This is a genomic window from Marinobacter salicampi (assembly GCF_011074795.1).
In the GTDB taxonomy this organism is placed as follows: domain Bacteria; phylum Pseudomonadota; class Gammaproteobacteria; order Pseudomonadales; family Oleiphilaceae; genus Marinobacter; species Marinobacter salicampi.
In genome coordinates, this window is sequence record NZ_JAAMPF010000026.1 from 284,565 (window position 1) to 304,787 (window position 20,223).

Below are 20,223 nucleotides of genomic sequence, written 5' to 3' on the forward strand. Positions count from 1 at the left end.
ACTAGGCTGACGATCTTCCAATGCAGGCACGGCGCGTAATCTAGGGAGGGATCATGCCGAGCGACACGTCAACGGTGCTTCGTGCACGCTTTGAAAACGGCTCACCGCTGACGGTGGCTGATCAAAGGCATATTGATCGTCTACCGTTCAGTGGACGAAACCTGCGTCGCGGTGAGGTGATCAGCCGCCAAGGGGACCTGGCCAACCGCCTGCATGTGATTGAGCGAGGTTCCGCCGTTGCCTACCGCTATCTTGAGGACGGCAGCAGACAGGTGGTCGACCTCTACTTTCCGGGCGAAATTCTCGAACTGAACGAGTTTTCCGAGCGCTGGTACAGCTCGGGGCTGATGGCCCTGACAGATACCCGTCTTGTCAGCTATGACAAAGCCGATGTCTCACGATTGTTCTATCAGTCGCCGGAACTGTCCCGGCGGTTCATAAATCTTCTATCCCACCAGCAGGCGGTCCTGACCGAGCGTCTTCTAACCCTTAGCAGGGCCCCCGCGCGCCGCCGTGTCGCCCATTTCCTGCTGGAAATACGGTCAAGGGCGACTCCGGGAACCGTTAATTCAGCCTACCTCTTCGGCCGGGGCCCCAGGGAACTTCAGCCTGGCAGGCAGCGCCTGGAGCCCGTGGATACCGTTCGCATACCCCAGGCCGTCATCGCTGATGCGCTTGGCCTGAGCCTGGTGCATGTGAACAGAACGCTTCGTCAGTTACGGGAGAACGGTGTGGTCGGCTCAACCGGCCATGGCATCACGCTCATCGATATTCCCGGTCTCAAAGCGGAAGCGTGTCAGACAGAGAGTTCGGGAGCGGAAACGCGCAGGTCCGCATAAGGAATATGTATTATGCATCTACACGAAATTATTTCGCGAGAGTTGAAAATATTGCGAACTTCCTGCCAGCCAAACGTTCCTTTTAACCCGTATACTCAGTTAAGTAGCTGTTTTTAGTTGGCTTTAAAGACGTCCTGATAGTTGGCCCATGCTTTGCTTAACACAGTATGTGGCAGATTGGTACAGCCAGTCCGCTGCAAGTAGGACCAACAAATGATGGAGGTCAATTATGGCTAATAAAGGAACTGACAACCGCGGTTTTGCTTCAATGGATGAAGACAAGCAGCAGGAAATCGCCAGAAAAGGCGGTAAGGCTGCCCACGAGCAAGGCCAGGCCCATGAATTTGATTCCGAAGAAGCTCGTAAGGCAGGCCAGAAGGGTGGCAAGGCAGCCCATGAAAGCGGTAATGCCCACGAGTTTACCTCTGAAGAGGCACGCAAGGCCGGCCAGAAAGGGGGCAAAGTAGCCCACGAGACTGGCAGCGCCCACGAGTTTGACTCAGAAGAAGCTCGTAAGGCAGGTAAGAAGGGCGGCCGCAACAGCTAAGTGGCCACCTATGCTTACTGAAAAGCAGTGGAGACAGCACCCGGGCATATCACCCGGGTGCTGTTCGTTTTGGCGCGGGTTCAGGCTTACCGTCTTCTACTGACACCCTGAACTTCGGTCGCCACTATTCTGACTCCCGCGATTCTAACTCCCGCGAACCAGCCTGGCTCAGACTGTCGGGCTTTCAGAGGCAGCTGACTCTTCTCGGGATATCGTCGCGGTCATGGATTCTGATTTCGCTACCGGCTTTGGTTCCCGAAATTCGTAATCGGTGGGATCCACCGAACGCGTTGCTAACCGGTAGGTAAAGGTGAAGCCCGGCCAGTTTACCGTGTTCCTGCCATGCTCATTTTTATACCAGGACGTGCAGCCAGACTGCCAGACACTGCCTTCAAGCCTCGCCTGAATACCATTGACGTAGGTACTTTGACGGTCAGCCTTTACGTTCATTGCCACTTTTAACTGTTTGTCCTGCAACAGGCGGATGGCTGACATGACATAGGCAACCTGGGATTCGAGCATGAACAGTATGGAATTGTGGGCCAGGTTGGTATTGGGGCCATAGAGCATGAAGAGGTTGGGAAAACCGGCCACGGTGATGCCCTTGTAAGCCTCGGCACCGGTACGCCATGCATCGTTAAGGTCAAGGCCGTCAATGCCTCTGATGGAAATCGGTGACAGGAAGTCCGTGGCCTTGAATCCGGTTCCGAAAATGATCGCATCTACCTCATGGAGCCGGTCATCCTGAGTTATTACGCCTTTTGCGCTGATCTTTTTTATACCGACTGTCTCGATGTCCAGATGGTCCTGGTCCATGGCTTTACACCAATCGTTGGAAATCAGGATCCGCTTGCAGCCAATTTTATAGTCCGGAACGAGTTTTTCCTTTTTGCCAGGGTCCCGGACCTGTTTGCGGATTTCCCGCTTTGCCAGCCATGAAAACAGCTCCAGCAGGGCATTGAAGCGGGTAAAGGCCAGCGCGCGGCTTTCATTTTTCCAGTAAATAAGTGCGCGGTAAGCCCGGTCATGAAATGGGATATGTTTGAAAAGCCAGTGTTCCCAGCCGAAGAACTTGCGGTCAGGTTTTGGGATCACCCAGGCAGCGGACCGTTGAAACAGGGTCAGGTGCTTCACCTTGCCAACGATTTCGGGCACAAACTGAATGGCGCTTGCCCCTGTACCTATAACCGCGACTCTCTTGCCGGTCAGATCATAGTCATGGTCCCAGCGTGCCGAGTGGAACAGTTTGCCTTTAAACTCGTCTTTGCCGGCAATGTTCGGGTAGGCTGGCTGGTTGAGCTGGCCCGTGGCCGTTACCAGGACAGTGGCATTGAATGAGCTGCCGTCAGCGGTTGTAAGCTGCCACTCGTTCAGGCTCTCGTCAAAGACCGCTTCGGTCACTTCCTTGTTGAACTGAATGTGGGGCCCAAGCTCATACTTCTCAACGCAACTCTCCATGTACGCCCGGATCTCCGCCTGCCTGCCAAATTTGCGGGTCCAGTCGTGTTTGGGCTCAAAAGAGTAAGAGTAAAGGTGTGATTGAACATCGCAGGCAGCCCCGGGGTAGGTGTTGTCCCGCCAGGTTCCGCCGACGCCTCTACTGGCCTTCTCCAGTATGGTAAAGCCATCAATGCCGGCCTTTTTCAGTGCAATCGCCATACAGAGTCCGCCAAAACCGGTACCCAGGATGATTATTGATGGGGTGGTAGCGGCGATGGAGGAGGGGGTGGAGGCTTGGGATTTACGACGCATAAAGATCGACTCATTGGACTGGCTTATTAGAATAGTGCGTAACTCAGCCTTCAGTGTAAACGGTCCTTATGAGGCCGGCATACCGAATCGGGCCAGTTGCCTCCTGCTCATCAGTCGCAGCCGGGCTGGCCTTTGAGCAAAAACCGGTCGCCCTCCCTGACGCCCGCCCTGGAAAAGAAGCCCTGGTTCATCTCCAGCGCCCTGGTAAACGCCACATCGGCAGGGTAGGAGGGACAGCGCCCGGCGGTGTCAGGGCAGGGTGCCATAGCGCGGATTGTACCAATGGTGTCATCCGGTCTGATGAAAGCGATGTCCAGGGGAAGCGGGGTGTTATACATCCAGAAGCTGTGACTTGGCGGGCGCAAATCCTCGTAGATGAAGAGCATACCCCTGTGCTCGTCAAGCTCGGTCCTCTCCATCAGACCTCGCTCCCGTTCATCCCGGGTCCGGGCGAGCTCCACTTCTATGTGGACGGTATCCGGACCCGTCACCAGGCAAGCCTGGGCGAGCTCAAGCTCTTCCTGGGCGGCTTCCATGGGTGCGCAGCCGGCAAACAAAAGCACCACGGCGGCTATTGGTAAAGGCCCGATCAACAGGTTCATCTCCATCCTCTGGTTATCAGGACCTCAGGCGATAGCCGGTCTTGAAGATCCACCAGACCGACGCCATGCAGGCAATAAGGAAAAACAGGGTCATGCCCACGCTGATGCCTACGTGTACGTCAGATACCCCATAGAATGCCCACCGAAAGCCACTGATAAGGTACACCACCGGATTGAGCAAAGTGATGGTTTGCCAGATTTCCGGCAGCATATCAATGGAGTAGAAAGTGCCCCCGAGGAACACCAGCGGGGTTACGATCATCAGGGGAACGATCTGGAGCTTTTCGAAACCATCGGCCCAGATGCCGATGATGAAGCCAAACAGGCTGAATGTAATGGCGGTCAGTACCAGGAAGGCAAACATCCAGAAGGGGTGGACCACTTCATAAGGCACGAAGAGCCGGGCTGTAATGAGGATGATGACCCCCAGAAGCACCGACTTGGTGGCTGCCGCTCCCACATAACCGATGACGACTTCAACGTAGGAGACCGGGGCCGACAGGACCTCGTAAATCGTGCCGGAGAATTTGGGCATGTAGATGCCGAAAGAGGCGTTTGAAATGCTCTGCATCAACAGGGACAGCATGACCAGGCCCGGAATGATGAAAGCGCCATAGCTGATACCGTCGATATCGCCCATGCGGGACCCGATGGCTGAACCGAACACCACGAAATACAGAGAGGTCGAGATCACCGGGGCCGCGATGCTCTGCATCAGGGTTCGCCACATGCGCGCCATTTCAAACTTATAGATGGCCCGAATCGCGTAGATATTCATGGTTTGTTCTCGTGGACAAGACCCACAAAAATGTCCTCCAGGGAACTTTCCCGGGTCTGCAGGTCCTTGAAGTCAATTCCCTCGTCAGCCATCTTGCGCAGAAGGCGGGCAACCCCGGCCTGCTCATTCTGGGCATCAAAGGTATAGATGAGCTCGTAGCCGTCTTCGGACAGGACAACGGGCTCCGCCGCCAGGGCGTGGGGCACCTTTTCAAGGGGCACCTGCAGGTGCAGGCGGAGCTCTTTTTTGCCCAGTTTGGCCATCAGGCGGGTCTTCTCTTCTACCAGAATGATCTCACCGTCGCGGATAACGCCAATCCGGTCAGCCATCTCTTCTGCCTCTTCGATATAATGGGTGGTCAGGATAATGGTGACGCCGTTCTCCCGTAACTTTCGCACCATCTCCCACATGTCACGACGAAGCTCCACATCAACACCCGCGGTGGGCTCGTCCAGAAAGAGAATGCGGGGCTCGTGGCTCAGGGCCTTGGCTATCATTACGCGCCGCTTCATACCACCGGACAGCGCAAGAATGCGGGATTTGCGCTTGTCCCAGAGGGAGAGATCTTTCAATACCTTTTCAATATGACGTGGTGCTGGCGGCTTGCCGAACAGCCCCCGACTGAAAGACACAGTATCCCAGACAGTTTCAAAAGCATCCGTGTTGAGTTCCTGGGGAACCAGCCCGATGGTTTCCCGTGCCGCACGGTAGTCATCAATAATGTCGTGGCCGGCGGCCAGTACCCGGCCTTCGCTGAGATTCACAATGCCGCAGATAATGCTGATCAGGGTGGTTTTGCCGGCACCGTTGGGACCGAGCAGGGCAAAGATTTCCCCGCGCTGGATATCCAGGTTGATATTATTCAGGGCGCGGAATCCCCCGGAATAGATCTTGCTCACCTGCTGTATGGATATATCCGGTTGCACGCTGTTATCCCATCGGTGAAAAGTTATTGCCTTGATAAGAAAGCCTATTTTGGCAGATCGCTATTCTTGCATTCCCCGGCCGGTAGCGGAACCCCGGATTATACGCAGGCAGGCGGCGTTTGGCCCCACAGGTAGCGACCATTTGGCAGGGGCTGTATTTCGATAAGGCCCTGTTTCAATAAGACCCTGTTTTGGTAAGTCTAGGTTTCGGACATGGGGCGCGGCATAATGCGGGGCCAACCCTTGTTCCAAAGGCCGTCTATGAATCTCAGGGCCATTGCCGTCATTCTGCTCGTAACCGGGTTGCTGGCCATTGCTGTGCTTGGGCCACGCTGGTTGTTTTCGAAAAACTCATCAACGGATGATGCCCCCCTTCACGCCAGCGAAAGCTGTGACCTGCTTGCCGGGACCTGCTCGTGGAAACATAATGGCGGGCTCTGGCAGGCAAGCATGACCCTTGCCCGGGAAGACACCACTGAGCTGTTCAGACTCGAGGTGAAAGGGCCGGACACCGGCGAGCGTCTAACGGGCATACTGCGGGGTCAGACCATGTATTTGGGCGAGTATCCTGTTCCACTGGCCCGTAACGAAGCCGGGGATGGCTGGAACGCTGAGTTCGTGCCGCCGGTATGCACGCTCGAACCCAATATGACCTGGCGTATCGACATCAATAAAGGACAAACGCTCATGCCTGCTGAGAACCAGTCCATAACCCTGGTATTCAGTTACCGGAGCGCGGCTTTAAAGACCACCAAACAGGGGTGAAAGTGACTGGCTTTGTGTAAAATTCTGCGGGAAACACAGGTTCAACAGGGACAACTTCATGCAATACGCTGACAGTGTTCATCAGGTGCTCATTCGCAAGATCAACAAGGCTGAGCAGGACCTGACCCAACTCAAGCTGGACTACTGCCGCTTTATTTTCGGGCTTACCCACCGCTCCCAGGTTCGGGTGGGTGACATGACCTATCAGGTACGTTCGGTGAACGTGGACACCATGCTCCGCCAGGACGACGGCAGTTTTCAGCGGCCCGAGCTCATGGGTGTTCCCATAGAGGCGGCCGGTGATAAAGAAACCGAAGTGGTTGCATTGGGACGGGAATGGACCTTGCTGGAGCCGGCGAGACACCCTGCCTGATCAGACCAGGGCGTAGCTGGTAATAGCGGTGTAAAGGCTGAGGGGGGTGGGGACGAAGCGTCTGCCGAGCCATGCCTGCGCGCCATCAAGGCCGCTGCGGAAACAGCCGAGTCTTACGCTGCATTGGGTCAGACTCATTATGGCCTGCAAGGCTGCCATATCCGTCGAACCAAACTTGCGGGCTACCACCGAAGCAACCAGTTCCATCAGCTCTTCGCTATGCCGCTTCCCGGGCTCACAAAGAGTACAGGCTGCGCCGTAGAACCAGGCCACAGCGTATTGACGAACCTCACCCGGAGCCTGCTTCAGATCAAGACCCTGATCCTGGCAGTCGCGCATTTGCAGACTCAGCAGAATATGCAGGCAAGTAATCAGCTCCGAACGTGGGCTTGAGGGTCTGGCTGTCGGCTTTTCCTTGACTGCGGAGCTTCCGATTATCTGTTCGCGGTGATGCACTGAGGAGGCAGGCTGCTGCCCTGTGAGGGCGCCCGTGGGCGTAGCTTCCCAGGCCTGGTTCCGGAAAAGTGTTATAACCCGGAAACCAAGCAGGCCCATCAATCCTGCCAGTCCCACCACCATCACCAAGACGATATTGTTCATTCAGTTGCTCATCCCTGTCGGCCGCAGCCTGTGTTTCAGTATGCATGGATGTTTCAGCAAGTATACCAACTGTAACGGTGTGTAAACGTGATATGGCTAGCAGGTTGGCATGGTCTGAAGGGCCAGCTTACGCCGGATATAGCGCGACAGGGCATCAATGCCAATGTTGAGCAGGGCGGTGATCAGAATCAGCACCATAGCGCGGTCGAACCGGATTTCCTGTATGGCACTGTCGATATAGAAACCCAGGGTGGCGATACCCAGAATGCCCAGTATGGCTGTCTCCCTCATGATGATTTCCCAGCGATAAAACAGAAACGCCAGGAACGAACGGTAGACTCTGGGCACCAGTTCAAAGGCATAGCGGTTCACCCCATGTGAAGCATCGGCCCGCAGCTTGATGCCGCTGCTCTGGCGACCGATCAGGTGGCCGATGATGCCACCATTGTGGAGGGCCAGGGCGACCACTGCAGGCAACATGGAGGGGCCCCAGAGTTGCAGCAGAATATAGGCAAGAATGTACTCGGGGGTCGACCGGGCAATCACCAGAAAGAGATTGCCGGAAGCTCGCCGGACCGGGCCACCAAAATGCTGTGATATGAGCGGAAACGCCAACAGGGCGAGGAGGCCGGTAAACACCAGAGCTATCTGGGTCAGAATGACTGTGTTCCAGATCCCGGGCAGCGCCTCGTTGACCATGAGGTCACTGAACCAGGCGGCGAGTCCACTCAGGCCCTCGTCATTGCGGATTGGACTGGGCACGATGTCCTCGGTGAAGAACCGGGTGACGTTACCCCATACGATCGGTAGTCCGTCGCCAAGGAAAAAGGGTGCGGCACCCACATACAGCGGCAGTAGTTTCGGACGCAACCACCAGGGCATGGTGGCTATGAGTACGTAGAACAGGATCAGCAGGGCGCCGGCTTCCGAATAATGTGACTGGGAGAATGAGGATTCCAGATAAAAGCCGATGGTAGGTAGGCCCACGAACCCCAGGATTGCACTTGACCGCAAGCCACATTCAAGGCGATAGGCGGTGTAGGTGCGGATCTGATCCCAGCAATCGGGAATGCGCGCGTAAAGGAAGGCGGATATGACGCCGGTGCCCAGGGGCAGCAGCCGCCGGGGCTCCGGGTCAGCCTCATCCAGTATCTCGGAATAGACCTTGGCAAAAATACCTGCATAGGGGATGGCGATGGCAAGAACCCCTGTCAGCGGGTGGAAACCAAAAAACTGCAGGAAAATTAGAGCCCAGAAGAGTTCGTGTATCGCTCTGATGAACGCACAGAGTGTCCGGACCAGACGGAATCGGTAAACCAGAGCCAGAATAAAACCGCTCAGGCTGCCAAGGGCGACACCGGTGAAGGCGAAGGCTACGGTCCGGAGTATCGCCGTCCCCAAACTATCTGTACTGAAGAAGTCCGGTGTCGCCAAACCCATGAAAAACCGGCCAAGATCGCGCCAGGGATTTGCCGTCGTAATGGCAATATCGGCAACGGCCAGGCTCGCCAGGGCAATGGCGAAAAACAACAGGCTGACGCGAACGGTGGGAGTTAACGACATGGGGAGCTCAGTAGAGTTGCAGGATGTCGGTTTCGGTCAGCCGTTCGCGGGCCTCATCAAGGGCAATCTGGCCTTCCGCAATTCCGACAATACGATTGCAGTATTTCAGCGCCAGTTGCACATCATGCAGGGCAATAACCGAGGTTTCGAAAGAGTCAGTCAGCAGTCCCATCACCGTGTGTGCCAGCGGGCCGTCAAGGGCAGATACAGGCTCATCCGCGAGTAATACCGGAGCGTGGCTGTAGAGGGCACGGGCCACTGCAACGCGTTGGCGCTGGCCTCCTGAAAGACTGGCAACGGCGGTCCACTGCTTTTCAGTCATACCGAGTTTTTCCAGCCAGGGGCCGATATCATTCCTCTCACGCTGGAAGGGTTTGACCAGAGTGGCAAGGTTATACCAGGTAGGATGCTCGTTAAGACGCCCCATGAAGATGTTATGGAACACCGATAGCGACTGCACCAGACCGAGGTCCTGAGGGACAAGGGCGACACGACCCTGAGCATGTTGATACAAGAGCCTGATCAGAGTCGACTTGCCAGCACCACTACCACCCACCAGGGCGATCTTTTCTCCCTTACCTACAGACAGGGACAGAGGACCGAGTACCCGCTTGCCCTTGAACGCCGCACTTGTGTCTTTTAACTGCAGAGCTGACATCAATCCGGAATCCCTGGCAGCACCGCTAGCTTTCGAATAGGCTCGTATTCGTCATGGGAGGTCGGGATAGACGATGACCGGGAGGGAACAGCAACTGCAAGGCGAACTACCCGCCCGTTTTTTTCGCCGGGGATGGATGCAAAGGCAAGGGTGTCGGCCGGGGCCGAGCCGCCAGTAGCCGCGATATGGCTTAAGCCACCAACCTGTTTGCTGGTCATGTTTTTCATCTATTCTTCCTTTGACTTAACAACGGCATAACTGGAACAGGGGTACAAGGATACCAGTATTTCATACAGGTCTGATCCAATTACGCCGCGCCTTGTGGTTTGGCTTTGCATAGAAAGAAAATTAGTCTCTATTTCTGGCTCTGCCGTAGAAAAAAGTCCCGACACACTCAATGTCTCAATGTCTTCCAGTGCGAGAACACCATGAAGCTGCTAGTACTGACCCCCGCTCCCTCAGGCTCCAAGGCTGGTAACCGGGCAACTGCAGAGCGGTGGGCATCACTGCTCAAGACAGCAGGATACGACGTTGTGGTTGCTACGGACTACGACGCTAACGACGGAGCCCGGGTAGACGCCCTGATTGCCCTGCATGCCTGGCGGAGCCACAGCGCCATCATGGATTTCCACCAGCGTTTTCCGGACAAACCACTGGTGACGGCTCTCACGGGCACCGACATCTATCAGTTCCAGTTCAGCCAACCGGAACCGACGCTGGCGTCGATGGCAGCCAGCCACTGCCTGATCGGACTGCATCGGCTGGTAGCCCAGGATATTCCCGCCCGGTTTCGAAGCAGGTTGAGAACGGTCCTCCAATCGGCTGAACAGCCATCCGTTGCTCCGAAAAGTCATCCTATGTGCCGGCAGGGGCGCTTCACTGTCTGTGTGGTCGGGCATCTGAGGCACGAAAAGGACTCACTGCGAACCGCGATGGCCGCTCGCCTGCTGCCTGCCGATTCGGCCATAGACATTATCCAGGCCGGCAAAGCCCACGACGACACCTGGAAAGCAGCCGCGCTGGAGGAGGAGACCCGGAACAGCCGGTTTCAGTGGCTGGGCGAAATCGAGCGCGAGGACACCCAGGCGTTAATGCTGGGCAGTCAGGTCATGGTTATCAGTTCTGTCATGGAAGGCGGCGCCAATGTGGTTTCTGAAGCCTGCCGGGCAGGCTTGCCCATTCTGGCTTCCGACATTGCTGGCAATCGGGGTTTGCTGGGCGATGACTACCCGGGCTATTTCCCGGCCGGCGATGAAAAGGCCCTTGCCGCGCTTTTAAACCTGGCTGAGAACGACCCGGCATTTCTCGGTTCGTTAAAGCAGAAAGTAGTGGCAAAGGCCCTCCACTTTACCCCGGCCGCTGAAAGGGCAGCCCTGGTAGACGCCCTTGACTATGCCTTCAGCACAATCGGTTCAATCGCTTCACCCTGAGGTAAAACGCGGCCAATAACCGCAGTCTCGCCATAGCCCAGGGATTTCAGCTCCGCCACACAGGCATCCGCTTTATCCGCAGGGATGCTGGCCAAAAGCCCGCCGGCGGTCTGGGGGTCGAATATCAGTGGGTAGCGCGGGTTGTCGACCCACTCATCCTGGTTCCGTATACCCCGGCGCAGGCGGATATTGGCCGGCTGGAGCGAACTGAGTATGCCGGCGGCGGCCGTTTCCTCGGCGCCAGGCAGTACCGGGATGGCAGACAGGGAAAGCTCGGCATCTACGCCGGACGGTCGGGTCATTTCAACCAGGTGTCCGAGCAGGCCAAACCCCGTTACATCAGTGCAGGCCCTGGAGCCAAAGCGGCTCAGACATTCTGCCGCCTTCTTGTTCGACTGCATCATCGAGCTCAGCGCCGAGTCGATCCAGCGGCCCCTGGCCTTGAGTTTGGCATGGGCGGCAAACAAGGTGCCGGTGCCGATTGGCTTGGTCAGGATGAGGACATCGCCGGCCTTCAAGCCGCCTTTGCTCATGACTTTATCTGGGTCTATCAGGCCATTAACCGCGAAACCCAGAGCCAGCTCGCGACCTTCGCCGGTGTGCCCGCCTACCAGGGCGCAACCCGCTTCGTTCAGTACTTCAACGGCGCCAAGCATCATCTGGTAGACCACATCTTCAACCTTGGATTCGATACCATAGGGCACAGTGGCCACGGCCGTTGCGCTCTGGGCCTCGGCACCCATGGCAAAGACGTCCCCGAGACTGTGGTTGGCCGCGACCCGACCGAAAATGTAAGGGTCGTCGATAAAAGCGCGGAAAAAATCGACCGTATGGACAACTGCCTTGCCCGGGGGGACCCGCAGCACAGCAGCGTCGTCCGGAGCGTGCAGACCGATCAGGATATCGTCCCGCTCGATCGGACGCAGTTCACCAAGGGCGCGGGAAAGTACCGTGCTGCCGACTTTGGCGCCACAGCCACCACAGCGCATGGCGACGGCTGAAATCGCCTGGGAGGCCTCCTCCGGGTTTTGCGCTGCCGAGGTATCAGGCAAAGCCGTATTCTCGGACATGTCCGGAAGGTTATTGAACCTGGCCATGAACCGACGATCAATCCAGTCCTTCCAGCGCCACACGAGTCGTCCGGATATCGATTTATCGCCTCGGGAGGCAATGGCATATTTGTCGCCGGTACTGATCAGTTGCAGCCATTTTTTCTGGGGTACAAATGGGGCCGGCTTCTTGCCCGTCGCAACACGGTGTAGATTGTCTGCCAACGGCGGACCCTGGCGCACGGCGAATACTCCCGCTTTTTCACGGGGATGACCAATGACATTGGCTATGTCGCCGGCAGCAAAAATGTCTTCGTCGGTTTCGGTCTGTAGGGTTTCCCGCACCCGTATAAACCCGCCTTCGTCCAGGGCCAGTCCGGTGGACTTTAACCATTCAGGGCCCGCGGCGCGGGTAACCCAGAGCACCTCATCGATAACGAACGAGTCGCCTGATTCGGTCAACAGGTGATTGGCGGCAACTTCGGTGACCGGCGAGCCCAGGTGTAGATGCACACCTCGGGCACGCAGGGTGTGCTCGAACCGGCTGCGCACTTTTTCGTTATGGGTGGGAAGCAGTTTGGGCTCGGCGTCAAACAGATGGAAGCTCAGCTGACCTGGGTCCCGGCCCCGGGCTGCCAATTCCTTACGCAGGCGGTACTGCATGGCCAGGGTCAGCTCGACACCGCCAGCACCAGCACCAACCACCGCCACCGACATGGGGCCATCATGGGTCTCCAGCCTCGCCAACAGCGATAGCCAGCGGGCGTTAAAACCATGGATGGGCTTGACTGGAACCGCGTGCTCGCTGGCCCCTGGCACGTCATTAACCCGGGGGGCTGACCCGATGTTAATCGACAGCAGGTCGTACGGGACAGCAGGACGGTTCCGGCACAATACTTTTTTGCTGGCGCGGTCAATGTTAATGGCCTCGTCACGATACAGCCTGGCGCCGGCGTACTCAGCAAGACGGCTGAGGTCAATGTGGACGTCATCGTAGGTGTAGTGCCCTGCCACGTAACCGGGCAGCATGCCGGAGTAGGGGGTATGGGAATCCCGACAGATCAGGGTAAGGCGCACACCTGGGGTCGGGTTCATGGCGAAGCGTTTGAGAACACCTACGTGACTGTGTCCACCGCCAATCAAGACTATGTCACGTAGGACGGGCTGTTCAGTTTTCTGCATTAAACAAGCTTCTTGGCTTCATTGGACCAGTTTTCCGCGCCCTTGACTGATGAAAATTCCCTGAGGATGTCTTGCTCCGCCGGTGACGGATTGGCGATCTGGCCAATAGACGTTATGCCTGCGTTCTTGAGTTTCTTTTCGGTCGCCGGTCCAATGCCCAGAATTCTTTTGAGGTTGGTCGAGTGGGCCTGGCTCTTCTTTACCGACGGCTTTGTCGCAGCCGTTCCAGCAGGCCTGGAGGTTGAGGGCTTCTTCGCTGTGCTCCTGGCTTTTGCTGCCGGCGTGGTCTCGGTGCCCGCGGCAGATGCAGCTGACTGGGCCGTATTTTTCTCTGTGCTCTTTACCGTGCTTTTGGCGGTTGAGGTCGCAGCAGTGGCTTTACGGGTCGTTGCAGGGGCCTTTTTCCGTGCTTTGGTTTCAGCTTTCTTTGAGACGTCAGCGGTTTTCGTTTCCGCTTTCTTTGTGGTTTTACGGGATTTTGCTGAAGCAACACCAAGGCGTTCAAGAACGCTGTCCTGCAGGTCGTGAAGTTCGTTCAGGCGGCGGTCCAACTCCTCGTTGAAACGCTTAATTTCCCGCTCACGCATCTGGTCGAGATCACCGATCAGCTTGCGTATGGGTTCCTGTATCTGGGATTGCAGGGAATCGAACTGTTTCAGGGCCTCGCTGATCAGGGTTTCTACCTGAGTGGAGGTCTTCTCGAATTCCTTGTTTACCTTCTTCACGATCTTGTCGACAGACTTATCTTTCTTGGCCATAACGGCTTTCTCCCTTTCCCTAGAATTGGCCCACAAAGCCTGACAGATACTTACCGCACGCATCCGCTATTGGATGACTCATCCGCCAGGTTTTTATGAGATTTACTGACTTCCACTGAAGGGCACCACCGGTGCCCGGGTTACGCAGTCTGGCTGAAGCCCGGGGATCGCCGCGACCGCAGTGACTGTTTCTTTGTCAGAACGTCCCGAATTCGCTCAAGCTTATCGGAATCAGAGGGTCTAGGCCGAGAGTCAGACCCAATGAAATCAACCGAATAGAAGAAGTTGCTGCAGTGCTTTCTACGCTCGGTCACCAGCCCGCCAAGATTGGCCGCCGTGATATTGTCGAAGGGCATGCGCATGATCAGATCCAGCAACAGCGTGTCGCCGGGGTTAAAGATTTTGTCCGTTTTCAGCACACAGCCGTGCTCGTCGAGATCAAACAGTGCCGCCTCAACGGATTCTTTCCGGAACAGACCGCGCTTGATATTGAAGCGGGCGGTCAGGTCGGGTAACGGTTGTCTTAGTTGATCAACGTGTTTCAGCATACGCATTTTCGCAGAATTGGAAGACTACCTGAGGTGCATCGTGCCGGGGCCGGTGTCTCGGGCCCCGGCAGCTATGGTTAAACAATAGCCAGACCGGAAAGCTTTGGCAACAATGTCAATCCAATACACTAGCTATCATCTGAGCCCGAAGGGCTGATCACGAAGTTGGTTTTCACATCATACAGGTCGACCCGGCGGTCTTTCAGGTTGGTCACCGAGCCTTCATTCCGGACCAGTTTGAGTTTCTCAAGGTCCATATCGGAGAACATGATCATTTCAGTATTAGGTGTGGTTTCGGCCATGACGGCATCGTGAGGAAAAGCGAAATCCGATGGTGAAAAAACCGACGACTGGGCGTACTGGACGTCTAGGTTCTCCACTTTGGGCAGATTACCGACACTGCCTGTGATGACCACATAACACTCGTTTTCGATGGCCCGTGCCTGGGCACAGTGCCTGACCCGCAGGTAACTGTTCTTGGTGTCAGTCCAGAAGGGAACACAGATGATATCGACGCCCTGGCTGGCGGCAATGCGCCCCAGTTCAGGAAACTCGATGTCATAACAGATCATGATCGCGACACGCCCGGCGTCGGTGTCAAATACCTGGAACTTGTCGCCGCCGGCAATGACCCAGTCCCGACGTTCGTGAGGGGTAATATGAATCTTGCGCTGTTCATCCACCCGGCCATCCCGGTGGCACAGGTAGGACACGTTGTAGACCCGGTCATCCTCGAGCAGGGGCATTGAACCGGTCACTATGTTGATGTTGTAGCTCACGGCCATTTCCGACATTTCATTGCGGAACTGTTCAGTGAATCCGGCCAGAAAGCGAATGGCGCGGGTCTGGTCAAGCTGATCGGTCAGGCCCATCAGCGGAGCGTTGAAGAATTCCGGAAAGAGGGCAAAGTCACTTTTGTAGTCAGACAGGGCGTCGACGAAGTATTCGACCTGTTTGAGCACTTCCTCAACCGAGGTGAACTCCCGCATTTGCCACTGAACCGCGCCCATGCGTACCTGGGTCTTTTTAACATCCAGTACGGAGGAGGGCGGGGTGTAAAGGATGTTGTTCCACTCCAGCAAGGTGGCGTAGCCCAGGGACTTTTCGTCTTCCGGCATGTACTTGTGCATCAGCCGGGTGACCTGGAAGTCGTTGGAAAGCTGGAAGGTCAGGATCGGATCGTAGATTTCCTTGCGGTCCACGCGCTCGATGTATTCCGCCGGCGTGTATTGCTTGGCGTACTTGTGATAGCTGGGGATACGACCACCGGCCAGGATTGCCCGCAGGTTCATGGAGCGGCACAGCTCTTTGCGCGCCTCGTACAGGCGACGACCCAGGCGGTACCCCCGATACTCAGGGTCGATAAACACGTCCAGCCCATAAAGGGAATCACCGTTGGCGTTGTGCCAGATCTTTTCGTTGCGCAGAATCAGGTCGTCGTAGGTGTGCGGATTACTGAAGCGCTCGTACTTGACCAGTACTGTCAGGGCAACGGCAATCAGCTCCCCTGAATCCTCGATACAGATCTGTCCGTCCGGAAACTGCTCAACCAGTGCCTTGATTGTGTCCTTGGGCCACGCCCCACCAATGTCTTCATAGATTCGGTCCATCAGAACCTTGAGCTGGGGATAGTCATCCAGGGTCAGGTTTCTGAGATTGAGGTGCAGCTCTTCATGGGCCATAAACGGGGCAGCTCCTTTGATGCCAGGGAATTTCCCAGACTTGCAGATCGGTCCGGGTAATGATTTTAACCAGGTTAAGAAGCGCCCGGCTCATCCGTATGTGATTTCCGCAGTCGCAGTGCGTCGTTCACAGAATTTTACCAGAAGGCTTTAAAGACTTCGCGGCTACCGCCGAAAAGCGTTTATGACGCCACAAGCACGCACATGCAGGTTGGACCGGTCCTGCACAAGCCCGAAATTTGAGAGACCCTAATGACAAGCCTGACCTTCGGACAAAAGCTTCTATTCGCCGTCGGCTTATTGCTGGCGCTGGTGATGGGCACCTATACGATGATGGGCGATTATCGCCTGACCCAGACCACTGAAACCTATGTTGACGCACTGGTAGACGACGCCGTCGCCCAGAGTACGTCAAGCATCGCTGAATGGCTCAATACCCGTCTCAGCATGACTGAGGGGGTTGCTAAGGCCCTTAACGGAGTAACTGATGATGATCAGGCTCAGGCAATTCTTCAGTCGGCCACTCAGGGCGGCGGCTTCAAGGATGTCTACGTAGGTCTGGACAATGGCTATATGCTGATGCCAACTGCGGAATCCGCTGCAACCCTTCCGGATGACTACGATCCCCGCACACGGCCATGGTTCAAGCTTGCGAAAGACCTTGGGCAAGCGTCTTTCACCGAGCCATATCTTGACGCTGCCAGTAACGAAACCATTATATCGACGCTGGCACCCGTGCGAGCCGGAAACTATTCCGGCGTTGTGGGCGGCGACATTACCCTGGGCGCCATCCAGAACATACTTTCTACGCTCACCCTGGCCGATACCGGTTACGCGGCTTTGATCAGTGCGGATGGCACCGTTCTCTATCATCCGGACCGGGACCTGGTTGGCGAGCCTGTGGCAAGCTTGACCGGAGCCAGGCCCGACCTTACCGGTCAGCCCCGGGAGCTGGACATTGATGGCGACATCTGGCGGGTAAGCTTCCACTCGATTACCGAAGCCCGGGCGGTTGACTGGTATCTGGCCACTTTTGCCAATGAGAGCCTTATCAATGCACCGGTTCAGGAAGCACGCATCACCGGCATCGTTTTTGCCCTTGCGGCGCTGGTGGTCGCACTGGTGATTCTGCATCTTGCCCTGAAGACCCTGATGAAGCCCCTGCGCCGCTTGGGTGAGGCTATGGCAGGTATTGCCAGTGGCAATGCAGACCTGACACAGCGGCTCAAAGTTGAGAGCAAGGATGAGTTCGGACAGTTGGCCACCCATTTCAACAGCTTTATTGCGAACATTCACGAGGTGGTTCAGGACGTGCAGCGCGGTGCCGCGGAACTGAGCGGCAGTGTGGTTTCCCTGAGAAAAACAGCAGTCACCAGCCGCAGCAGTGTGGACCGTCAGCAAACCGAAATCGACATGATTGCAACGGCGATCAACGAGATGTCAGCCGCAGCTGGCCAGATTGCCCAGAGTGCCCAGCAGACTGCCGAAGCGGCCAATGCAGCAGATGATGATTCACGGGCCTCGCTCACCACGGTTGCCGCGTCGCGGGACGCAGTACAGCGACTATCCACCGAGATTACCTCTGCTGCAACGGTCATCGACAAGCTGGGCAAAGACGTCACTGACATCACATCGGTGCTGGATGTGATCAAGGGAATTGCTGAACAGACCAATCTGCTCGCCCTGAATGCGGCCATCGAAGCGGCCAGGGCAGGGGATGCCGGTCGTGGCTTTGCGGTTGTGGCTGACGAAGTCAGAAATCTGGCGAAACGCACCCAGGACAGCACGGAAGAGATCAACAACATGATCGAGCGCCTGCAAAAGGGTGCCAACGAAGCGGTCCAGGTAATGCAGGCCTCAACGGCGGTTTCCAATGTCAGTATGGAAAAGGCCCAGGACGCCATGGAAACCTTGAACCGCATTGCCGAGGCAATCACCTCCATCAGCGAGATGACCACCCAGATTGCTACTGCATCCGAAGAGCAGACCTCGGTAACCGAAGAACTCAACGCCTCTATTACCCGTATTGCCGATCAGGGCCAGGAAGCGGCTGCGGCGGCCAGTGAGAACGATGTCTATAGCGGTCAGATCGAAACGGTCGGTGAATCGCTCAATCAGAATGTTGAGCGATTCAAGGTCTGATCATTATCAGCGAACGGGGTGGGCCAACTCGATGCGGCTTCGCAGGGTGGACAGGGCTCTGCGCCATATGGCGGCCGAGTCTTCGGTAAGATAGGGGTTCTCAAGGACGAGTACCCTGCGGTTCTCAAGCCGGAGGCTCGTCACTGCCTCAAGGTAATGAGTACGAAGGTACCCAGCAAAACTGCCGTCAACAATCGCCCGTTCCATGCCAAGCTGAACTCGGTGAGCCAGTTCGTGCTGATGGTCAGCGAAAAAGAAATAAGAGGGCATGGGGTAGGCAAGGAGTAGGTCAGGCTCGATGGATAGGTCCTCCGAACCCAGTGCCTCCAGGTCATGAAGAACCTCGTTAATACCCCTGGCAAAGCAGGAAAAACGTTCATTTCGGAGCATGCGAAATAGAGTTTCAAACCGCGCATCCGTGATTACCTCAACCCCATTGGCGCGCAGCACCTGGGTGTCTGGCCAGTGGGTACCCTGGCCGATGGTGAGCTCCAGTCTGGCGAAATCGGCAACGGTTTTTACCTCCTTGAAACGGGCCATGTCCTGGGAGCGGACAACACAGATCCTCAGGCCCAACAGCCCGCCATCAATGGGAATCGGTATGGCAACCAGGCGATTCTCTCTCTCGATGGAGGCAGCAATGTTGGCCATGTCCACCAGGGGTGAGGGCTCAGCTCTTGTCAATTCCCGGACCACACGGCCCTGGCCCATCTCCATACTGCGGGTGAGCAGGTAGGGGCCATACTCAGGGGTCTTGTCGAGGGCAAGAGTGACCAGCTGCCTGACTGCGGGGCTATCGAAATTGCGGTACCAGAGCGTTACTTTCGTTACTTTCCTTGCTGGCGAGCCTGTGGCCAGGTAAGGGGCGAGATTGCTTTCCCCGGGCTCTACAGGGCTACCCTGAGCCTGGGACAGGAACGCGGTCATAATAGCGACCACCAATGCACTGCCTACCAGCCTGACAACCCCCACTACTTTAAGCGCCATTGGCACTGAGCTCCTTCTGCTTTGCTCTGTAGGTTCTTTTTTTGCTCCGGGACTACCGTTAGGGTCTCCACTCGCAACCTGGCTCAAGTCTAGTGCGTGAACTAAAAAAATACGTGAAGCCAGCAATAAATATGTGATCAGGCGCGGGAATTACTTGAGCACGGACTAATGCACTGTAATCATGAGGGCCTTCGTGAATTTATGGTTGAGGTAAGGAAATGGCTTTGATGGATCGTGTGATTGGCGCAACGGGCCAATGGCTTTCCCATGTGGACCCCGATGCCACCCTGAGCCGGCCGCTGGCCTGGGCCAAGAAAACCGGTGGCTACGCGGCGGTTAACAGGTTGATCGGGCTGTCGATCCCCTTCGCCACCCGCAACGGGTTCGCGGTAGAGGAAGTCCGCCCCGGTTATGTCCGCGCCCGTATCAGGCTAAAGGGCAACAAGAACCACTTCGGCAGTCTTTATGCCGGCGCCTATTTTCTGGTGGCGGAGATACCCGGTGGTGTGTTGTCGCTATTCGACCTGGGCCCAGCCTATACCCCGATCCTGAAAGAAATGAGCTTGCAGTTTCTGAAACCGGCCTCATCGGATGTGGTGGTGGAATTCAACCTCGACAGTAAAACCCTGGACGCCATCAAAACAGAAGCTGACAACACCGGCCGAGCTGCCTTTACACTGGAGGGTAAGCTGTTTGATACCGGCGGTGAGCACGTGGCGAACTCGACCGCACACTATCGGGTACGCCGCAAGGGCTTTTCAGCGGAACAGCCGACAGCTGGCTGAATCCGGTCAAGTGTCCCGTCTGGTTAATTCGTTGACCTACTGCGAGCCTCTGGGGCCTCTGGCCAAGGCGCCAGTCCGCAGGTGTGGTGGTTCCACATCAAGGGGCTGGCAACACCGGCCAGAGGCCCCAGCGGCTCGCCCTTCGGGAGCCCCAGAGAGCCTTGGTAGCCGCGTTGCGCTGTCTCGATTTGGAACCACCAAACCTTCGCCATCGCGCCTAGCTATCAAGGCCCTCTGGGGCTCAGTAGATCAGCGAA

Annotated in this window: 20 protein-coding genes; 7 read left to right on the plus strand and 13 right to left on the minus strand. The window is 56.4% G+C overall.

All coding sequences use genetic code 11. The features are described from left to right. Positions 1-53 precede the first annotated feature (53 nt). Entirely contained in the window at positions 54-839 is a 786-nt protein-coding gene (locus G7W63_RS15505) for a Crp/Fnr family transcriptional regulator (RefSeq protein ID WP_166260152.1), read from the plus strand. A 229-nt stretch (positions 840-1,068) separates the two neighbouring features. Next, complete coding sequence (locus tag G7W63_RS15510) at positions 1,069-1,386, plus strand: KGG domain-containing protein (protein WP_166260155.1); 318 nt, start codon at positions 1,069-1,071, stop codon at positions 1,384-1,386. A gap of 168 nt (positions 1,387-1,554) precedes the next feature. Here the strand turns inward: G7W63_RS15510 and G7W63_RS15515 are convergent, their stop codons facing one another. From G7W63_RS15515 to G7W63_RS15530, 4 genes are all read right to left on the minus strand, one after another. After that, positions 1,555-3,138 (minus strand): flavin-containing monooxygenase, encoded by a 1,584-nt coding sequence (locus G7W63_RS15515; protein WP_166260158.1) that lies wholly within the window; start codon positions 3,136-3,138, stop codon positions 1,555-1,557. 110 nt (positions 3,139-3,248) lie between these two features. Next, entirely contained in the window at positions 3,249-3,740 is a 492-nt protein-coding gene (locus G7W63_RS15520; protein ID WP_166260161.1) for a DUF192 domain-containing protein, read from the minus strand. Positions 3,741-3,756: 16 nt separating this feature from the next. After that, complete coding sequence (locus G7W63_RS15525) at positions 3,757-4,518, minus strand: ABC transporter permease (protein WP_166260164.1); 762 nt, start codon at positions 4,516-4,518, stop codon at positions 3,757-3,759. Then, positions 4,515-5,444, minus strand: coding sequence for an ABC transporter ATP-binding protein (locus tag G7W63_RS15530; RefSeq protein ID WP_166260167.1), 930 nt, complete (start codon positions 5,442-5,444; stop codon positions 4,515-4,517). Before G7W63_RS15530 ends, G7W63_RS15525 begins: the two co-directional genes overlap by 4 nt. A gap of 261 nt (positions 5,445-5,705) precedes the next feature. On the opposite strand from G7W63_RS15530, the gene G7W63_RS15535 reads away from it, so the two are divergent. Both G7W63_RS15535 and G7W63_RS15540 read left to right on the plus strand, forming a co-directional pair. Beyond that, complete coding sequence (locus G7W63_RS15535) at positions 5,706-6,209, plus strand: hypothetical protein (protein WP_166260170.1); 504 nt, start codon at positions 5,706-5,708, stop codon at positions 6,207-6,209. Between the two features lie 58 nt (positions 6,210-6,267). Next, complete coding sequence (locus G7W63_RS15540; RefSeq protein ID WP_166260173.1) at positions 6,268-6,582, plus strand: hypothetical protein; 315 nt, start codon at positions 6,268-6,270, stop codon at positions 6,580-6,582. Here the strand turns inward: G7W63_RS15540 and G7W63_RS15545 are convergent, their stop codons facing one another. The 4 genes from G7W63_RS15545 to G7W63_RS15560 all read right to left on the minus strand — a co-directional run bounded on the left by G7W63_RS15545 (position 6,583) and on the right by G7W63_RS15560 (position 9,630). Beyond that, positions 6,583-7,182 (minus strand): hypothetical protein, encoded by a 600-nt coding sequence (locus G7W63_RS15545; RefSeq protein WP_166260176.1) that lies wholly within the window; start codon positions 7,180-7,182, stop codon positions 6,583-6,585. 96 nt (positions 7,183-7,278) lie between these two features. Then, a complete protein-coding gene (locus G7W63_RS15550) occupies positions 7,279-8,745 on the minus strand; it encodes a PhnE/PtxC family ABC transporter permease (RefSeq protein ID WP_166260179.1) in 1,467 nt (488 codons plus the stop codon). Positions 8,746-8,752: 7 nt separating this feature from the next. Beyond that, positions 8,753-9,403, minus strand: coding sequence for an ATP-binding cassette domain-containing protein (locus tag G7W63_RS15555; protein ID WP_166260182.1), 651 nt, complete (start codon positions 9,401-9,403; stop codon positions 8,753-8,755). Beyond that, positions 9,403-9,630, minus strand: coding sequence for a hypothetical protein (locus G7W63_RS15560; protein ID WP_166260185.1), 228 nt, complete (start codon positions 9,628-9,630; stop codon positions 9,403-9,405). The genes G7W63_RS15555 and G7W63_RS15560 overlap by 1 nt, the downstream gene beginning before the upstream one ends. 201 nt (positions 9,631-9,831) lie before the next feature. On the opposite strand from G7W63_RS15560, the gene senB reads away from it, so the two are divergent. Next, entirely contained in the window at positions 9,832-10,833 is a 1,002-nt protein-coding gene (gene senB / locus G7W63_RS15565) for a selenoneine biosynthesis selenosugar synthase SenB (protein ID WP_166260188.1), read from the plus strand. Here the strand turns inward: senB and selD are convergent. The 4 genes from selD to G7W63_RS15585 all read right to left on the minus strand — a co-directional run bounded on the left by selD (position 10,794) and on the right by G7W63_RS15585 (position 16,052). Continuing rightward, positions 10,794-13,064, minus strand: coding sequence for a selenide, water dikinase SelD (gene selD, locus G7W63_RS15570; RefSeq protein WP_166260191.1), 2,271 nt, complete (start codon positions 13,062-13,064; stop codon positions 10,794-10,796). The genes senB and selD overlap by 40 nt on opposite strands. Further along, the gene (locus tag G7W63_RS15575; protein ID WP_166260194.1) at positions 13,064-13,822 is read right to left on the minus strand and encodes a hypothetical protein; all 759 of its coding nucleotides are present in this window, start codon (positions 13,820-13,822) and stop codon (positions 13,064-13,066) included. The genes selD and G7W63_RS15575 overlap by 1 nt, the downstream gene beginning before the upstream one ends. Before the next feature lie 140 nt (positions 13,823-13,962). After that, positions 13,963-14,370: a hypothetical protein gene (locus tag G7W63_RS15580; protein WP_166260198.1), complete on the minus strand. Its 408-nt coding sequence runs from the start codon at positions 14,368-14,370 to the stop codon at positions 13,963-13,965. Between the two features lie 128 nt (positions 14,371-14,498). Beyond that, the gene (locus tag G7W63_RS15585) at positions 14,499-16,052 is read right to left on the minus strand and encodes a bifunctional GNAT family N-acetyltransferase/carbon-nitrogen hydrolase family protein (protein ID WP_166260201.1); all 1,554 of its coding nucleotides are present in this window, start codon (positions 16,050-16,052) and stop codon (positions 14,499-14,501) included. 252 nt (positions 16,053-16,304) lie between these two features. Between G7W63_RS15585 and G7W63_RS15590 the strand changes: the two genes are divergently transcribed. Then, positions 16,305-18,194 carry a methyl-accepting chemotaxis protein gene (locus G7W63_RS15590; RefSeq protein ID WP_166260204.1) on the plus strand — a complete coding sequence of 630 codons (1,890 nt, stop codon included), beginning with the start codon at positions 16,305-16,307 and terminating at the stop codon, positions 18,192-18,194. Between the two features lie 6 nt (positions 18,195-18,200). On the opposite strand, the gene G7W63_RS15595 is transcribed toward G7W63_RS15590, so the two are convergent. Continuing rightward, complete coding sequence (locus G7W63_RS15595) at positions 18,201-19,181, minus strand: hypothetical protein (protein WP_242634443.1); 981 nt, start codon at positions 19,179-19,181, stop codon at positions 18,201-18,203. A 218-nt stretch (positions 19,182-19,399) separates the two neighbouring features. Here G7W63_RS15595 and G7W63_RS15600 point away from each other — a divergent pair, with 218 nt between their 5' ends. Beyond that, on the plus strand, positions 19,400-19,966 hold the full coding sequence (locus G7W63_RS15600) for a PaaI family thioesterase (protein ID WP_166260207.1): 567 nt from the start codon (positions 19,400-19,402) through the stop codon (positions 19,964-19,966). Positions 19,967-20,223: the final 257 nt, after the last annotated feature.

Coding starts and splice junctions, on each gene's coding strand:
- senB (WP_166260188.1), top strand. CDS start 9,832: ATGAAGCTGCTAGTACTGACCCCCGCTCCCTCAGGCTCCAAGGCTGGT.
- G7W63_RS15585 (WP_166260201.1), bottom strand. CDS start 16,052: ATGGCCCATGAAGAGCTGCACCTCAATCTCAGAAACCTGACCCTGGAT.
- G7W63_RS15515 (WP_166260158.1), bottom strand. CDS start 3,138: ATGCGTCGTAAATCCCAAGCCTCCACCCCCTCCTCCATCGCCGCTACC.
- G7W63_RS15510 (WP_166260155.1), top strand. CDS start 1,069: ATGGCTAATAAAGGAACTGACAACCGCGGTTTTGCTTCAATGGATGAA.
- selD (WP_166260191.1), bottom strand. CDS start 13,064: ATGCAGAAAACTGAACAGCCCGTCCTACGTGACATAGTCTTGATTGGC.
- G7W63_RS15545 (WP_166260176.1), bottom strand. CDS start 7,182: ATGAACAATATCGTCTTGGTGATGGTGGTGGGACTGGCAGGATTGATG.
- G7W63_RS15600 (WP_166260207.1), top strand. CDS start 19,400: ATGGCTTTGATGGATCGTGTGATTGGCGCAACGGGCCAATGGCTTTCC.
- G7W63_RS15505 (WP_166260152.1), top strand. CDS start 54: ATGCCGAGCGACACGTCAACGGTGCTTCGTGCACGCTTTGAAAACGGC.
- G7W63_RS15540 (WP_166260173.1), top strand. CDS start 6,268: ATGCAATACGCTGACAGTGTTCATCAGGTGCTCATTCGCAAGATCAAC.
- G7W63_RS15595 (WP_242634443.1), bottom strand. CDS start 19,181: ATGGCGCTTAAAGTAGTGGGGGTTGTCAGGCTGGTAGGCAGTGCATTG.
- G7W63_RS15550 (WP_166260179.1), bottom strand. CDS start 8,745: ATGTCGTTAACTCCCACCGTTCGCGTCAGCCTGTTGTTTTTCGCCATT.
- G7W63_RS15555 (WP_166260182.1), bottom strand. CDS start 9,403: ATGTCAGCTCTGCAGTTAAAAGACACAAGTGCGGCGTTCAAGGGCAAG.
- G7W63_RS15520 (WP_166260161.1), bottom strand. CDS start 3,740: ATGAACCTGTTGATCGGGCCTTTACCAATAGCCGCCGTGGTGCTTTTG.
- G7W63_RS15575 (WP_166260194.1), bottom strand. CDS start 13,822: ATGGCCAAGAAAGATAAGTCTGTCGACAAGATCGTGAAGAAGGTAAAC.
- G7W63_RS15560 (WP_166260185.1), bottom strand. CDS start 9,630: ATGAAAAACATGACCAGCAAACAGGTTGGTGGCTTAAGCCATATCGCG.
- G7W63_RS15525 (WP_166260164.1), bottom strand. CDS start 4,518: ATGAATATCTACGCGATTCGGGCCATCTATAAGTTTGAAATGGCGCGC.
- G7W63_RS15590 (WP_166260204.1), top strand. CDS start 16,305: ATGACAAGCCTGACCTTCGGACAAAAGCTTCTATTCGCCGTCGGCTTA.
- G7W63_RS15580 (WP_166260198.1), bottom strand. CDS start 14,370: ATGCTGAAACACGTTGATCAACTAAGACAACCGTTACCCGACCTGACC.
- G7W63_RS15535 (WP_166260170.1), top strand. CDS start 5,706: ATGAATCTCAGGGCCATTGCCGTCATTCTGCTCGTAACCGGGTTGCTG.